The sequence below is a fragment of the Brevibacterium sp. 1718 genome, from assembly GCF_051131255.1.
In the GTDB taxonomy this organism is placed as follows: domain Bacteria; phylum Actinomycetota; class Actinomycetes; order Actinomycetales; family Brevibacteriaceae; genus Brevibacterium; species Brevibacterium sediminis.
The window spans coordinates 3,359,861-3,374,849 of record NZ_CP186550.1 but is presented as its reverse complement, the minus strand read 5'-3'; the positions used below and the strand labels follow the sequence as shown (position 1 = coordinate 3,374,849).

Here is a 14,989-nt window from a genome sequence, read left to right as displayed (position 1 = left end):
AGCGGCGCCCGGGATCTTCGGCCTTTTGGCCGGCGGTCTCGGGCGCCTTCATTTCTCGCGCCGAGGATGCGTCGATCTCAAGCGCCGAGGCCGACGGACGCCGCGTGGTGGGCTCGGGGGCGGCCAGATGATCACCCTGCCGTCACGGTGCGCAGGGTTCGGGCGACAGACAGGGCCGTCAGCCCACTGGTGGCAGGGTTCTCCGGGCTCGGCGTCGACCGGATGTCGAACGCGAATTCCCCTGCGGACCCGGACGCCCGGATTCGGTGGGCGGACTGGGTCTGACCGGCAACCGCCTGGAGCACGACCCGCACCCTCTCCAACGAGGCACCGAGCAAGTCGGCATCGGTGCACTCAGGTGCGGTGACGGTCGACGCCGCTCTGGCTCCTGAGTCTGAGGCCGCTGCAGCACGACTCAGTCCGCGGGTGGCCCAAGCGAGGGCGACGGCGATATTGACATTGGCGGGGAACTTCTCGATCGCCTCGGCGGGATTGCCCTCGAACACCGTCAGAGGGCCGTCCTCGGGGCGGAGGCCGCGCAGACGCTCGGCTTCGGGCTCAGACATCCACGGTCGGATGAGTCCGCTCGCCTCCTTCGAGGTGCTGATTTCGACGCTGTCGAGGCCATCGGCCTGAGCCGCCGCCTCGAGCACATCGAGTCCGCCGATCGCCCCATTGGTCACATGCAGGCGGCCGGGTCCGGCGAGCAGACCCGTGCGGGTGTCGGGATCGGCCATGGCTCCGACACTGGTGAGCACGAGAGGGCGACCGGCCGCGATGACGGCGGGGCCGAATCGGGCGGCAGCGGGAACCCCAGCGCATTCGACGATGACATCGAAGCGGTCGAACATCCTCGGTGACGGTGATTGCGTCGACGACGGAGCAGGCAACGATTGGGCCGGTTCGTGAACTGGGGTGGTGAGCGTGGGGAGGTCGACCACCTCGGCGCCGTGATTCGGGCGACCTCTGTGCTTGGCTCGATCCGAGACCAGGGCGGTCAGGTTGAGCGCCCCGGACCCGAGCTCGGGAGAGAACAGCCGGGCGACGTGACGGCCGATGGCACCGAATCCGAGGAGGAGCACTGAGGTCATGGCCGCACCTTATCGGAGACGACTGACACGAGGCTGGACCGTTGCCGCAGGAGGCCGGAGCGTGGGGGTGCGCGGGCAATGTCAGTGCGACGCGATACGGTTGCAGGATGGACGACGAATCACAGCCGAGCGCATCCGGGGGAGCCGTCACCGGCGACGACGGACTGGCCCGCACACCGTGGGCGTACGGTGACCCGAAGCTGCTGGACTACTACGACAGCGAGTGGGGTCTGCCCATCCACGACGAGGCGGGGCTGTTCGAGCGGATGAGCCTCGAGGGATTCCAAGCAGGACTGTCCTGGCTGACGATTCTGAAGAAGCGGGAACGGTTCCGTGAGGTCTTCGCCGGATTCGATCCCGACGCCGTGGCCCGCTTCGGCGAAGGCGAGATCGAGCAGCTGCTGACCGATCCCGGGATCATCCGCCACCGCGGCAAGATCGAAGCCTGCATCAACAATGCCGCTCGCGTGATCGAACTGCGTGAAGACGGCGGACTCGATGCGTTCCTGTGGTCGTTCCAGCCTGCGCAGACCCCGCGACCGCGCACCATTGCCGAGATCCCGACGACCGGACCGGAATCCGTGGCGCTGTCGAAGGCGCTGAAGAAGAAGGGGTTCCGCTTCGTGGGACCGACGACGATGTATGCGCTGATGGAGGCCATCGGCATGGTCGATACGCACCTGCTCGATTCCCACCGCCGAGGAGCGTCCGGAGTGTGGTCGGAATGAATGACATCCGCGTCTCCGCACTCGTCCTCCTCCACCCGCAGCGCCGGGAACTGCTCATGGTGCGCAAGGCCGGCACCAGTTCCTTCATGCTGCCCGGCGGCAAACCCGAAGAGGGGGAGACCGCTGAGGACACCATCGTCCGTGAGATCGCCGAGGAGCTCGGTCTCGATCTGGACCGTCACCGACTGCACGCTTTGGGCACGTTCGCTGCCGCGGCGGCGAACGAAGCCGATCACCGTGTCATCGGTGACGTGTTCTGCTATGACGGTCTGCCGGAAGCACTCGATGCGGAGAACATCGCGCATCTGGCCGAGATCGCCGAAGCCAGCTGGTTTCCCATCGATCCGCTGCCCGCGGACACCGATCTCCGCCAATTCGCGCCGCTGACCCGCAACGAGGTCATCCCGGCGCTGCAGGCCGCGGGGAGATCGGCTGGTTGACCGCGTGAGGCGCCGTCGTCTTGCGCGGTGCGGAGGCGCTTTCACACTGGGCGGGGGTGCACTTTTGCAATCCGGCGCTGGTCTCATGCGGTGCGACGCTGGAACCCGAGGTCGAGGGTGAACAGGTGCAGGGAATGCACCACGGTGATCGCGGCGATGAGGAAGCTCAGCGAGATGTCGATGATGCCGAAGACCGTCAGCGCCGGTGGGCTGACATAGCCGGGTGCCTGCAGAAGGGTGCAGCCGATGAAGATCGCGCCGGTGAGAATCGCGATCAGAACGGCGATTGTCGTGCGACCCACCGCTGCCAGGCACAGCAGCCCGGTGGTGAACAGCAGAGCGAAGAGCGCGAAGACGTCGACTCCCCGTCCGATGCTGAGGACTTCCTGCCACAGGTTCCCGTATGTGACCGAACTGTCCGGTTCGGGGGAGTAGTAGGGGAAGAACGAAGCGGCGATCACCAGCACCACCAGCGGCCCATAGAGGCGGGCATAGGTGATGTTCGTGCGGTGGATGCGCTCGGCGAGGACGTCAGCGCTGCGGAGATTTCCGGTCGTCATCGACCGTCCGTCATCTGTTGCTGTCACTGCGGCCTGCCGTCGGAATCGAGGATGGCGGTACGAGGACTCGTTGCTGTGCCGAAGCACGGCAGAAGCATCTCATTTCTCCGATCAGAGGATTAGGGATTGTGGTCGACGGCGGCCCGAATGGATTAGTCGCCATCAAGCGAACCGATACCTGAAACGTATCCAGGAAAGTTACCGCTCGGTGTTCTCGGGCGACAAGGAATGGACATGACTCACGGGTCATGCCCGCGAAATTTCACATATTCGCACAAAGGCTTTTATGTCGGGTTGTGACCTTATCCCTATTTCGCTGCTCGGGGAGCCGCATTCTTCGCTCGGGAAGGTGCGAGGTCGGGTGCCGTATGGCCCTCGGCAGCCCGACCGAGCTGGACCGAGAGTCGGTGGAGGCATTCGCGGAGGTCGGGACTGTCGATGACGGTGAAGTCGGTGTCCAAGCGCGCCAGGGCCAGGGCCATCGTGGTGAGGCTCTGGCCGCCGACGGTGACGAGACAGCGGTCGTCCTCGAGTGCTTCGACCGTGCCCTCGGCGGACGCGAGCTTCTTCATCACTGTGGGCGCCGGTGCATCGACGATGACTTGGGCCGAATGCCGCCACCTGGGTTCCGTGGCGTGTCGTTCGACGAATTCTCCGATGTCGTCAGCCGGCAGCGGACGTGGAGTGAAGCTCCGGCCGCTCGGGGTCTTCGGCACGATGCGTTCTGCGCTGAAGACTCGCCAGTCCTCAGCCTGGGGTTCGAAGGCCAGCAGGTGCCAGCGGTGCTGACGATTGACGAGTCGGTAGGCTTCGACTTCCAGATGGACCTCGTGTGCCGAGGTGCTGCTCGGGTCGTTCGGTAGGAGAGAGTCGCCGGTGTCTGGGTCGGCTGTAACTGGGCTGGTGGCGCATGAGTCGCCTGTGCCGCCGGGTGAGCGGTCGGACGGTTCACCGAGATACGTGAAGCGCAGGCGTTCGTGTCGGCGACAGTGGTCGATGAGAGTGACGATGAGGTTGGGGTCGACAATCGGCATCGGCTGATTGCCGACGACCGGGACAGTGAAGTGCGCGAGGCTCTGCACCCGTGTCCGGACTGCGGTGGGGAGGATGGTCTCGAGCTTCGCCAGTGCCAGTGCCGAAGTCTCTTCCATTCCGCCGATGATGCAGCTCAGCCCCGAGTGGAGGCCGACGGCGACCGCCACCGCTTCATCGGCGTCGAACATGAGCGGCGGGATGCCCACGCCGTTGGAGGAGAGACGATATCCGCCCTCGTTTCCGCGTGTGCCGTCGATCGAATAGCCGATATCGCGGAGCGTGCCGATATCGTTCCGGATGGTCCGCGGGCTCACTCCCAGGCGATCTGCCAATTCGGTTCCCGACCAGGTTCGGGGCACCATCAACAGTGACAATAACCCGAGCAGCCGTGCTGCAGTCTGTGACATCTCTGCGTCTTCTGTCGTTTAGGAAGACCTCCTGCCTGAACTCAGAATAGCATTATGCAAATCGTTCCGGGGCAGAGCGAAAACAAAGAAGTGGCTTCCCCGAATTCGGAGGAACTAACAAAATTGATGCACGATCAGCAGAATATTCAGAGCATTCCTTCCACAGAGACAACTGAAGCAGAATTCGACGTCGATGACTATCTCGAGTTGTATTCGTCGGCACGGAAGAAGGACAAAGGGTGGATCCTCGACGAGGTCATGATCCTCACCGGTTGGTCACGTGACCATGCGCGGCGCCGCCTGGCGGCCTTCCGCATCGGAGAAGATGATGCCTACGACGATCCGCCCGCCGACCAGCCGTCGTCGAGGTGCTGCAAATACTCACCCGAATCGCGAGCACTCCTCGTCCGGATCTGGGAGTGGTCGGGGTTCCAGAGTGGAAAGTACCTGGCCGCTGTGATGCCGCAGCTGCTCGATGCGGCCGAGCGACACGGCGCCCTGGTGCCCGACCGCGATGGTTACAGCCTCAAGGTCCGGTCCGAGCTGCTCGCCGTCAGTCCGGCGTCGATCGACCGGTATCTGCGCACCGCGCGAGCCGAGGACTTCCGAGATCGTCGAGTGTCGACGAAACGATTCACCAGTCCCAGCGAAGACTTCCTCGACTTCGCTTCGGGGCCGAACGAGCACGAACCCGGATACTTCCTCGTCGACACCATCGCCCACGCAGGACCGACCCGAGCCTCGAACTGTGTGTTCACGATCAGCGCCTCCTGCCTGCACACCGGTTGGGTCTTCACCCACAGCCTCGCCGACAACGCTCCGGACACCATGGTGGACGTGCTGCAGTGGTCGCTCGATGAGGTGCAGGGGATTCCCTTCTGGGTCAATGCCATCGAGCTGAGCAATGCCGATGACACCGTCCACGAGGCGACCGACCGGTGGGCGCGGGGACTGGATATCCATTTCAGTCCGGTGCTCAAAGATCTCCGCCGCGATCGGCTTCCGGAAGCCTCGCGGCATCAGCATCTCGTCCATGAGTACGGCAATATCCGCCGCTATGACACCGAAGAGGCCCGGTCTGCACTCAACGGACTTTGGCGCGCGGTCGATGACCGGCTCAACTACTTCACTCCCACGCGCAAACCGGCTGGCTGGGCCGATGACGGTGACGGCGACCAGCGGCGAATCTACGACGAACCGCGCACACCGTTCGAACGTCTGCGCGCAGCGGGAGTCATGTCACCGACGCAGGAGGACGAGCTCACCCAGTATGCGGATGGTCTCGACCCGGCCCGACTGACCGAGGAGATCGTGTTCTGGCAGAGGCGTCTGCAGGAGCTGGCCGCCTGAGAGAGTTCCGTTCCCACGCCGCCGGCAGAGCATCGTGTCCGCTGGCTGTCGGCAGATCCGCCCCGTGGGGGTGAAGACTTAGTCTCGTTCCTGCCGCGAATAGGCGATGAGCGCCCGGTACAGGTCGATCGGGGCGCAGTTGGCGCCCTTGGCCAGGGACTTCATGAGTTTGCGGTAGGTCTGATAGTCCATCTGCGCCGGATTGTCCGTGGGCACGAGAGCGAAATCGTGCAGAACGGTCAGCGCCCGGGAATCCATGATGGAGAACTTCTTGGGATTGACCACGGTGAGCAGGGTGCTGGCCATCGGAATTCCCACTCCGGGCAGCATCTGCAGCAAAGGCAGACGGAAGCGGTTGGGTGTGTCATCGTCGAGCGCGACGCCGGTGACGAAGTCGATGTCATCGGACGAGATCTCCTCGAGGCTCGGCAGAACTCCGATGGCCTTCCACTCGGCGACCTTGAGGAAATGCTTGCGTTTGAACGATTCGCGGACCTTCGTCTTCGGGCCGATATCACTGAAGATCTCCGACTCGAGGTCCGTGAGGGCATAGAGCGGTTCGAATTTGAGGACGAATGCGGTGTCGATGGTGCCACTGGGAGCGTCGCGTTTGAGGTCCGAGCCGAGTTCCGATGAGTTCATGGACCGATGGTAGGCGATCATTCTGACGTGGAGGTGAACACTTCTGCACCAGATGGACGGCAGATGGTGCGGGCACGGCAGATGCAGTGCCGATGTCGTAACCTCGGACTATGGACCCCGAACATCCGTCTCAGGCGACGTACACCCCGGCTCTGTTGGGTCTGGTGTGGACGGCGATGTTCGGGTTCTCCGCCTTCTTCTTCAGCTATTCGACGATGGTGACGATTGCGGCGACGGACGGACTGTCGACCGTCACCGGCGGGTCCGTGCTGACGACGATGATGATCGGTGTCATCGTCGCCCAGCCCTTCGCCCCGTGGGCCGGTCGCGTCTTCGGTTTCAAGGCCTCGCTCATGCTGGCTCTAGTCCTGCAGTTCCTCGGCCAGCTCCTCGGACTCTTCGTCACCCCGCCCCTGTTGGCACTCGTCCTCGCCGGACTCTGCGGAGGCGTCGGGTTCGGGCTCTTCGTCGTCCTCGCCAATGCCGCGGTCCCAGGAACGACCGCGCCGGGACGGACCGGCAAGGCGCTGGGCTTCTTCGGTGGGATCACTTCCCTGGCCGCGGCCGTCGGAGCTCCGCTGGGGCTGTGGTTGGTTGAGACGATCCCGATCTGGACCTTCCGCATCATCGTCTGCGCCTGTCTCCTCCTGGCCATTCCCACTGTGCTCAAATACGTACCCGGTCGGCCGCCTCGGCGTGGGAATGACGATTCGGGAGCATCGCCGAGCGGCAACGAGACGGTCGGGGTTCGGTCCGGACGCAACGAGAAGCGGAGCCTCCGAAAAGCAGGACGCTGGGCGGGGGAAGCGCTCGGGCTCGTCCTCATGCTCTCTCCGTTCCTCGTCGGCATGATCGTCTTCGGGATCATCGTCGGCTTCGGTCCGGGCGAGGACGTCGCCGTAGCGGCACTGTTCATCGCCGGGATGCAGATCTCGGCGGTCATCGGACGCTTCGTCGTCGGGGCCGTTTCGGACAGCTTCCCGCCGTTCGTCCTCAACATCTTGGGCCTCGTCCTGACGGCGATCGGGCTGGTCTGCGCTGTCGTCTCCTACGGTGGGACGCTGTTCGCCTCGATGCTCGTCATCGGACTGGGATTGGGCGCCATGCAGTCGGCAAGTCTCGTCATGGCCTTCGCCGCGGTCAGTTCGCCGAGCCGGGCCAGCGTCGCATGGAATATGAACTTCGACATCGGGCTGGCCGTCGCAGGTGTGGTCGGCGGGCTCGGTTTCACCTATCTCGGGTCGTCGTCGACCTTCTTGGTGTGTGCTCTGCTTCTGCTGTTCACCGGTGCCCTGTCGTGGATCGCGCGGACTCTGCAGAGGCGGAACAACGGGCACGGCTGAGCTGTCAGTGCGGGCACGGCTGAGCTGTCAGTGCGGGCGCTGCTGACCCGGAGACTGCGGGGTGCGACTGAGCCTGTGGTTGAAGGGCAGGGCTGGATCGTCAGTGCGGGGACTCCTCATCGAGCTGCGCGAGCAGTCCGACGGCCGCACGTGTGTACTCACCGATCCAGCGATCATGGATCCGTTTGATCGGGAGCGGTGCCAGAGCCAGCAGTCGGGTGCGTCCTTCCTTGCGGCCGGTGACCAGCTCAGCGCCCTCGAGCACTCGAATATGCTGCAGCACAGTCGTGCGATCGAGGTCGGGAAACGCCTCGCAGACCTCACCGGTCGTCCGCGGTCGAGTCCGCAGCAGGTCGAGGACGCGTCGGCGGTTGGGGTTGGCCAGGGCCTTGAAGACCGCATCGTCGGATTCATCCGAGCCTGTTCCCAACTCCCGTGACATGTGGTAAAAATATCACATGACAGATGAGCAGAGCACCCAGAACACACCCGTCGAGCAGAACGATCAGTCCCGTCCATTGGAGGAGCTGTCCTTCACGGTCACCGGCTACATCTCGAAGACTCCTCATGAGACCTATGAGGCGGTCGCTGATCCCGAGCAGCTCTCGCATTACTTCACGACCGGCGGCGCCCGCGGCCGTTTGGAGGCCGGGGCCGACGTGACATGGGACTTCGCTGACTTCCCGGGTCGATTCCCAGTCGAAGTCGTCGAGAACTTCCAGGACGAGAAGATCGTCATCCGCTGGGAGGGTTCCGACGATTCCGTGGAGAGTGACACGACAACGACCTTCGAGTTCACTCCCGTCGATGACGGTGCGCGGACGCTCGTGACGATCACGGAGAAGTCCTGGAAGCTCACCGAGGGCGGAGCTCAGGGCGCCTTCGGCAACTGCATGGGCTGGACCGGAATGCTCTCGGCTCTCAAGGTTTGGATCGAGCACGGAATCAACCTCCGCGAGGGCTACTACAAATAAGCCCGGGACGTCAGCGCCCGGACGGTCCCGCCGCAGAGTCCGATGTCGTCACAGTGCCCGACGTGCGCTGCCTTCGTGCTCCCCGTTGTGCCCGGATCTCCGGAATGAGCACTGCGAGGACCGCGGCAAGGAAGACGGCCTGCATTACTGTGCGCGGCACCAGCTGATCGTCCCACGGCAGATTCTCGCCGGTCAGCGCCAGATGCACATTCGCCGGGAACATGAGGATGAGCATCAGCCCCAGCCCGCCGGCCGCCCACGGGCGAGTCGGGCGCAGCAGCAGGCCGAAGGCTCCGAGCAGTTCGAGCACCCCGGTCACGGTGACGAGCGCAGCTGGTGCTGGAAGCCATGGCGGCACCATGTCGATGAGAGCCTCGCGCATGCCGACGAAATGTGAGATGCCGGTGACGATGAACATCACGGCCAGCCCGAACCGGATTGCCACCGGCCATGTACCAAGGCCATGTTCGGCCGCCGCCGAGTTGAAGCGTCCGACGGCGTAGACGGCGAGAGTGGTGATGAGGAGAAAGAGCAAGGGTGCCATGAGAGGCTCCTTCGATGAGCGAGGCCTTGCGGCCGCGACGAATCTTTACAGTGAAAAGATAGATCGCCGACAAGCATCTTGTCAATGAAAAGTTTGCTCCGGTACGATCGGACTGTGACTTATCATCATGGGGATCTGCGTCGAACCCTGTTGGCGGAGACCGCCTCGGCGATTGCCGAAGACGGCGTGGCCAAACTGAGCATGCGTGCGCTGGCGAAGCGGGCCGGCGTCTCCAACGCCGCTCCGACGTATCATTTCGGTGACAAATCCGGTCTGCTCACGGCGCTGGCGACAGAAGGATACGACCGCCTGGCGGAGGCGATGTCCGGAGTCGACGAAGGCGGCGGACTCATCGACCGCGGAGTCGCGTACGTCGAATTCGCGCTCGCCTGCCCATCCCACTTTACGGTGATGTTCCAACCCCGGCTGCTCCACGATGACGACGGCGAACTGACTGCGGCCCGTCAGCGGGCGTGGGCGGCGCTCTCGGTCGGAGTGGCGACGACCAGATCGGGGCCGGACTCCGACTTCGGGGTGGCGGCATGGTCGCTCGTCCACGGATACGCCACTCTGGTGCTCAGCGGAGCAGTGGAGCCCGAAGACGCACTCAGACAGGCGCGCATCGTGGCGGGCCACCTCGTCGAGGGCGCCGACAGGAGCCGCTGAGGGGCTGGGCCGCTGAGGGGCTGGGCCGGATCTGTTTATATGGCGGTGAGGCACCTGCGGTGCCCCGGAATCACTTGCCGGCGACCTTCTTCTGCCCCGGTTCGAGTCCGTGGGAGTTCTTGATGAAGAACGCACCGATGACGCCGAGGATGCCGACGCAGGCGGCGACGAAGAACGCGACGTTCGCGCCGTGGACCAGGCCCGCCATGCCGTAGGTCTCCGGGTTCCGCGCGGCCGAGACCATGATCGTCACGAGCGCCGCGGTGCCGACCGACGCCGCGATCTGGCGCAGCGTGTTGTTCAGGGCAGTGCCATGGGGGATGAGGTGCGAGGGCAGCTGGTTGAGCGCGGCCGTGGTCACCGGCATCATCACCATGGCGACACCGAACATGCGGACCGTGTTGACGACGGCGAGGTAGACGAACGAGGTGTCCGGTTCCAGCCGAGCGAAGAGGAACGTGGTTCCGGTGAGCAGGACGAAGCCGGCGATGGCGAGCCATTTGGCGCCTATGGCGTCGAACACGCGACCGGTCACCGGCGACATCAGTCCCATCACCGCGGCGCCGGGAAGCAGGACCAGGCCCGACTCCATGGCCGAGAAGTCATTCATGTTCTGCATGTACAGCGGCAGGACCATCATGCCGCCGACCATGACGATGAACACGCACATGCCCAGCAGGGTGTTGAGCGTGAACATTCGGTAGCGGAGGATGCGGAACTCGAGGATCGGCTGTTCGAGTTTGAACTGACGGGTGATGAAGAATGTCAGCGAGATCGCGCCGATGACCAGCGGGATGAGCACCTCGGCGCTGAGCCAGCCGGCGTCACCGGCGGTGCCGAAGCCGAACAGCAGTCCGCCGAAGCCGAGGGTGGAGAGGATGATCGAGAGGACGTCGAGTCGGGGGAAGGTGCGTTCGGTGACGTTCTTGAGCAGGAAATAGGCGACGATGAGATCGATGATCGCGATCGGCAGCATCATGTAGAACAGCGTCTGCCACGGAAGGTGGTCGACGATCCAACCGGAGAGGCTGGGGCCGATGGCCGGTGCGAAGGCGATGACGAGGCCGAAGGTGCCCATGGCTGATCCGCGCTTCTCGACGGGGAAGATCGCGAAGAGAATCGTCTGCATGAGCGGCATGATGATTCCGCCGGCCGAGGCTTGGATGACGCGGCCGATGAGCATCACCGGATAGACCGGAGCGATCGCGCAGACGATGGTGCCGATGATGAACAGACCCATGGCGGTGAAGAACAGGCCCCTCGTCGTGAACTTCTCGATGAGGAACGCGGTCACCGGAATCATGATGCCGTTGACGAGCATGAAACTCGTCGTCACCCACTGTGCGGCGCCGGAGGTGATGTCGAAGTAGTGCATGAATGCCGGCAGGGCGGTGTTGAGCAGCGTCTGGTTGAGGATGATGACGAACGCGCCTGAGACGAGAACCGCAAGCACGAGGTTCCGGTTGACCGGGGTGCCTTCTGACGGGTCCTTCTGAAAGTCGTCTCCGTTCGCCAATGGCATCCCCTCACCTGTTCGTCGTCTGTGTCTCTTCTTGTCTTCCAGCAACAGCCCGCCCGCGGAGGTGCGCTGAATCGGCCCCTCTTTGCGCCCGGAAATAAATTCCTTGGTTATATAACCGTTTCATGCAGTTTAACCCACCACCCTCGCCGAGGCGGCCCCGGGTCGGTGTGAGATTCGTCGAGTTCATCTCCCGGTTGGGTGACGGACACCCGTCACCGCGGAGCTTTTGTCGCCGGTGAGGAAGATTCCGACCGCGGCCCCACCAAGGGACCGCGGTCGGAATCAAGACGGTCGGCCGCCTCGGTGAGGGATCAGGTCAGGCGGGTGGACGGCGACTGGGTCTTGTTGGGGTCGGTCTCCGGCAGATCGCCGAGGATGTCGTCGATGCGAGTGAGGACGTCCGCGTCGAGGGCGACCCCGGCGGCCTCGGCGTTCGAGGCGATCTGCTCGGGGCGGGAGGCACCGACGAGGGCAGTGGCGACATTGTCGCTGGCGAGCACCCAGGCGATCGCGAGCTGCGCCATCGTGATTCCGAGCTCGTCGGCGATCGGTTCGAGCTTCGCCACGGCCGTGAGCTTGTCGTCGTGAAGATAGCGGCTCCTGATCGATTCAGCGCCGCCGCCGTCCTCATCGGTTGCCCGGGATCCGGCGGGGACCGGCTGGCCGGGCTTGTATTTGCCGGTCAGCGCGCCCTGCGCGATCGGGGACCAGACGATCTGCGAGATGCCGAGTTCCCTCGACGTCGGGACGACCCGTTCCTCGATGACGCGCCAGAGCATGTTGTACTGCGGTTGGTTCGACACGAGCTGGATGCCGAGGTCCTTGGCCAGGTGGTGGGCGGCGCGCAGCTGGTCGGCGTTCCATTCGCTCACGCCGATGTAGAGTGCTTTGCCGGAGCGGACGATGTCGGCGAAGGCCTGCATCGTCTCTTCCAGTGGGGTTTCGTAGTCGTAGCGGTGGGCTTGGTAGAGGTCGACGTAGTCGGTGCCGAGTCGGCGCAGCGAGCCGTTGATCGACTCCATCATGTGCTTGCGCGACAGGCCTGTGTCGTTGTGTCCCTTGGGTCCGGTGGGGAAGTAGACCTTAGTGAAGACTTCGAGCGATTCGCGCCTTTGGCCCTTGAGCGCGTCGCCGAGGACCTGTTCGGCGACGGTGTTCGCATAGACGTCGGCGGTGTCGAAGGTGGAGATGCCCGCGTCGAGGGCGGCGTGCACGCACTTCGTGGCGGTGTCGTTCTCCACCTGCGAGCCGTGCGTGAGCCAGTTGCCGTAGGTGATCTCGGAGATCTTGAGTCCGCTGTTTCCCAGATATCTGTGCTCCATGACCTCAGCCTACGACTGGGCGCGGGAGTGGGGAACCCCTCGCCGAGGCGGGACTCAGTCCACCGGTGAGTGCGCAGCGAGCGCGAGCGGCCGGCCCGTGCGGTCGCGGCCCAGTTCGAGGTGGATAGCCCATGTTCAAACATGGGCTGCTCAACTCAGACTGTGCCGTTACGAGGAGACGTCGAGTCGAATCGCCACAGGGGCCCGGTGCATCCGTCCGTCAGTGCGCCGGGCCGGCGTTCTCCGCGATGTGGCCCTGCAGAGTCGCCGCGAATGCCGCGGAATCGCCGGAGCGCAGATGTGCGACAAGGGCCTCGTGTTCGGCGATGAGTTCGTCCGACCGATCGAGCAGGTGTCGGCTGTTCATGAAAAGGGTGAATCGGTGCCGGTCGGAGAGCAGCGAATACATCTCGAGCATCACCCGGTTGTCCCCTGCCTCGACGAAGCCGCGGTGGAACTCCAGGGTGAGCTCGATGAATCGGGCGACGTCCCCCTCTGCGAAAGCGGCTCGATGCTGCGTGATGAGAGCGCCGAGTTTCTCCGCCAACCGTTTCCGCATGGGTTCGGATGCCCGCTCGACAGCGGTCGTCTCGAGCACATAACGGGCATCGGCGAGCTCGGAGACCGTGCGTTCGTCGATGCCTTGGACGATCGCCCCGCGCTTGGGATAGATGTGGATCCACCCCTCGTCCTGCAATCGGGCCAGAGCCACGCGCACCGGGGTGCGGCTGACGCCGATCTCGGTGGCCAGTGCCGCCTCGCCGAGCATCGTCCCGGGCACGTGAGAGCCGTTGAGGATCTGCCCGCGGATGACCGAATAGGCGCGTTCGGCCGCGCTCATCGATTCCGTCGCCGTTCTCGAGGATCGTGTATTCGTGCTCATTTCCCTGCCCCATCCTGTCTCGTGGCGGCAGCGGGCGGGTCGGCCGCCTCGGCGAGGCCGGCAGTGCGGCGTCCGGGCCAGCTCATCAGCGGGATCGCGCGGATCGAGAATCCGACGGCGATGAGCAGGACGAACGTGGCCATGAGGTTGATCCACAGGAATCCGCCGGCGCCGAGTACAGTCCCGGCCATCGCCGCCATGAGCGCCCCTCCGAGGTTCATCGCCGAATCCGAGGCGCCCTGCAGCGGCACCTTCGCATGTGCCGGCACCGAGGCGGTGAGTAGGGACGAGCCGCCGATGAGGAACATGGACCATCCGATTCCGAGCAGCGACAGCGCGGTCGACAGCAGCACCATCGACGACTCCGGGGCCACCGCATCGATGACGCCGAGGACGATCGTGAGAACGAAGATACCGGCCCCACCTGCGATGACGCCGCCCGAACCCCACCGGTCGGCCATCCAGCCGAATACAGGGGACAGGGCGTACATGCCGGCGATGTGGATGCTCACGACGATGCCGATGGCGCCGAGGCTGAACTCCTGGTGATCCATGTGCACCGGGGTCATGACCATGACGTTGGTCATCATCATCTGCCCCGCGATGATTGTGATCATCGCGAACAGCGGCACCGGGCGGGCCAGGGCGAAGCGCAGCGCTTCGCCGAGTTTCATCGGGGGAGGGGCGGTCGCCTCAGTGGTGGTGGACTTGTCGGTCGGGGCGGATTCCTTCGCCGAGGCGGCGCTGTCGTTGACCTCGGCCGTGCCCTCACCGTCGTGGCCGGGATCGTCGACCCTGGGTTCGCTGGGGTGGTCGGTTCCGGCGGCCACCGACTTCGTCAGCGTCGAGGCCGACAGCGTCGCCAGGGCGAACGCCACCATGGAGATGAGGTAGGGCCCGGCCAATCCGTTCATGCCCAGTGTTTCGCCGAGGTGGGCTCCGGGAGCGGTGAAGCTGGGGCCGAGGACGGAGCCGACGGTCGTCGCCCACACCACCAGGGACATCGCTCGGCCTGCGGCGGCCGGGTCGGCAAGGTCGACGGCGGCGTAACGAGCCTGCAGGCCGGAGGCGGTCGAGGATCCGCACATCATCATCCCGAGCATGAACAAGGGCAGGAACTGCAGGGCGACGCCGATGAGGACGACCACGGCGCCGAGCGTGCCGATGCCGAAGCCCAAGGTCAGCGCCTTACGACGACCGGAACGACCGGCGAGCACGGCGAGAGGATAGGCGATGAGGCCGGCGCCGAGAATGACGCTCATCTGCGCGAAACCGGCCATCGAGGTCTGCCCGGTGATCTCCTCGGCGAGCAGTCCGCCGACGGCATACCCGGAGGCGATGCCGGCTCCCGAGAGGAGCTGGGCGGTGATGAGTTTGGCCTGTTCGCGGATGTGGCTGGTCATGGTGGTCTCACGTCGTCGTGGTGGTCAGGACTCACTCACATTAACTTGCATCCATCTTGGATACAAGAGTGAGTCTGGC

Annotated in this window: 16 protein-coding genes; 6 read left to right on the top strand and 10 right to left on the bottom strand. The window is 64.5% G+C overall.

Going from position 1 to position 14,989, the window contains the following annotated elements; all coding sequences use genetic code 11:
• Nucleotides 1-131: 131 nt before the first annotated feature.
• Nucleotides 132-1,091: an aspartate dehydrogenase domain-containing protein gene (locus ACOZ9V_RS15230; RefSeq protein WP_434591410.1), complete on the bottom strand. Its 960-nt coding sequence runs from the start codon at nucleotides 1,089-1,091 to the stop codon at nucleotides 132-134.
• Between the two features lie 107 nt (nucleotides 1,092-1,198).
• Between ACOZ9V_RS15230 and ACOZ9V_RS15225 the strand changes: the two genes are divergently transcribed.
• Together ACOZ9V_RS15225 and ACOZ9V_RS15220 are read left to right on the top strand one after the other, a co-directional pair.
• On the top strand, nucleotides 1,199-1,819 hold the full coding sequence (locus ACOZ9V_RS15225) for a DNA-3-methyladenine glycosylase I (protein WP_434591407.1): 621 nt from the start codon (nucleotides 1,199-1,201) through the stop codon (nucleotides 1,817-1,819).
• Nucleotides 1,816-2,259, top strand: a complete 444-nt coding sequence (locus tag ACOZ9V_RS15220) for an NUDIX hydrolase (protein ID WP_434591404.1) — start codon at nucleotides 1,816-1,818, stop codon at nucleotides 2,257-2,259. The genes ACOZ9V_RS15225 and ACOZ9V_RS15220 overlap by 4 nt, the downstream gene beginning before the upstream one ends.
• Nucleotides 2,260-2,342: 83 nt before the next feature.
• Here the strand turns inward: ACOZ9V_RS15220 and ACOZ9V_RS15215 are convergent, their stop codons facing one another.
• Both ACOZ9V_RS15215 and ACOZ9V_RS15210 read right to left on the bottom strand, forming a co-directional pair.
• Entirely contained in the window at nucleotides 2,343-2,819 is a 477-nt protein-coding gene (locus tag ACOZ9V_RS15215; RefSeq protein WP_434591401.1) for a hypothetical protein, read from the bottom strand.
• 308 nt (nucleotides 2,820-3,127) lie between these two features.
• On the bottom strand, nucleotides 3,128-4,261 hold the full coding sequence (locus ACOZ9V_RS15210; RefSeq protein ID WP_434591398.1) for a helix-turn-helix transcriptional regulator: 1,134 nt from the start codon (nucleotides 4,259-4,261) through the stop codon (nucleotides 3,128-3,130).
• 126 nt (nucleotides 4,262-4,387) lie between these two features.
• On the opposite strand from ACOZ9V_RS15210, the gene ACOZ9V_RS15205 reads away from it, so the two are divergent.
• Nucleotides 4,388-5,611: an integrase gene (locus tag ACOZ9V_RS15205; protein ID WP_181270695.1), complete on the top strand. Its 1,224-nt coding sequence runs from the start codon at nucleotides 4,388-4,390 to the stop codon at nucleotides 5,609-5,611.
• A 78-nt stretch (nucleotides 5,612-5,689) separates the two neighbouring features.
• Here the strand turns inward: ACOZ9V_RS15205 and ACOZ9V_RS15200 are convergent, their stop codons facing one another.
• Nucleotides 5,690-6,253: a hypothetical protein gene (locus tag ACOZ9V_RS15200; RefSeq protein ID WP_434591395.1), complete on the bottom strand. Its 564-nt coding sequence runs from the start codon at nucleotides 6,251-6,253 to the stop codon at nucleotides 5,690-5,692.
• Nucleotides 6,254-6,363: 110 nt separating this feature from the next.
• On the opposite strand from ACOZ9V_RS15200, the gene ACOZ9V_RS15195 reads away from it, so the two are divergent.
• The gene (locus tag ACOZ9V_RS15195; RefSeq protein ID WP_434591392.1) at nucleotides 6,364-7,596 is read left to right on the top strand and encodes an MFS transporter; all 1,233 of its coding nucleotides are present in this window, start codon (nucleotides 6,364-6,366) and stop codon (nucleotides 7,594-7,596) included.
• Nucleotides 7,597-7,696: 100 nt separating this feature from the next.
• Here the strand turns inward: ACOZ9V_RS15195 and ACOZ9V_RS15190 are convergent, their stop codons facing one another.
• Nucleotides 7,697-8,038, bottom strand: a complete 342-nt coding sequence (locus tag ACOZ9V_RS15190) for an ArsR/SmtB family transcription factor (protein WP_181270692.1) — start codon at nucleotides 8,036-8,038, stop codon at nucleotides 7,697-7,699.
• Between the two features lie 16 nt (nucleotides 8,039-8,054).
• Here ACOZ9V_RS15190 and ACOZ9V_RS15185 point away from each other — a divergent pair, with 16 nt between their 5' ends.
• Complete coding sequence (locus tag ACOZ9V_RS15185; RefSeq protein ID WP_139468211.1) at nucleotides 8,055-8,570, top strand: SRPBCC domain-containing protein; 516 nt, start codon at nucleotides 8,055-8,057, stop codon at nucleotides 8,568-8,570.
• A 10-nt stretch (nucleotides 8,571-8,580) separates the two neighbouring features.
• Here the strand turns inward: ACOZ9V_RS15185 and ACOZ9V_RS15180 are convergent, their stop codons facing one another.
• Nucleotides 8,581-9,114: a DoxX family protein gene (locus ACOZ9V_RS15180; protein WP_139468212.1), complete on the bottom strand. Its 534-nt coding sequence runs from the start codon at nucleotides 9,112-9,114 to the stop codon at nucleotides 8,581-8,583.
• Between the two features lie 114 nt (nucleotides 9,115-9,228).
• Between ACOZ9V_RS15180 and ACOZ9V_RS15175 the strand changes: the two genes are divergently transcribed.
• Entirely contained in the window at nucleotides 9,229-9,780 is a 552-nt protein-coding gene (locus ACOZ9V_RS15175; RefSeq protein ID WP_139468213.1) for a TetR/AcrR family transcriptional regulator, read from the top strand.
• Between the two features lie 70 nt (nucleotides 9,781-9,850).
• Here ACOZ9V_RS15175 and ACOZ9V_RS15170 read toward each other — a convergent pair whose 3' ends face one another.
• From ACOZ9V_RS15170 to ACOZ9V_RS15155, 4 genes are all read right to left on the bottom strand, one after another.
• The gene (locus tag ACOZ9V_RS15170; protein ID WP_434591386.1) at nucleotides 9,851-11,302 is read right to left on the bottom strand and encodes an MDR family MFS transporter; all 1,452 of its coding nucleotides are present in this window, start codon (nucleotides 11,300-11,302) and stop codon (nucleotides 9,851-9,853) included.
• A gap of 311 nt (nucleotides 11,303-11,613) precedes the next feature.
• Nucleotides 11,614-12,624, bottom strand: coding sequence for an aldo/keto reductase family protein (locus tag ACOZ9V_RS15165; RefSeq protein ID WP_434591383.1), 1,011 nt, complete (start codon nucleotides 12,622-12,624; stop codon nucleotides 11,614-11,616).
• A 220-nt stretch (nucleotides 12,625-12,844) separates the two neighbouring features.
• A complete protein-coding gene (locus tag ACOZ9V_RS15160) occupies nucleotides 12,845-13,507 on the bottom strand; it encodes a GntR family transcriptional regulator (RefSeq protein ID WP_139468216.1) in 663 nt (220 codons plus the stop codon).
• Nucleotides 13,504-14,910: an MFS transporter gene (locus ACOZ9V_RS15155; RefSeq protein WP_139468217.1), complete on the bottom strand. Its 1,407-nt coding sequence runs from the start codon at nucleotides 14,908-14,910 to the stop codon at nucleotides 13,504-13,506. The genes ACOZ9V_RS15160 and ACOZ9V_RS15155 overlap by 4 nt, the downstream gene beginning before the upstream one ends.
• Nucleotides 14,911-14,989: the final 79 nt, after the last annotated feature.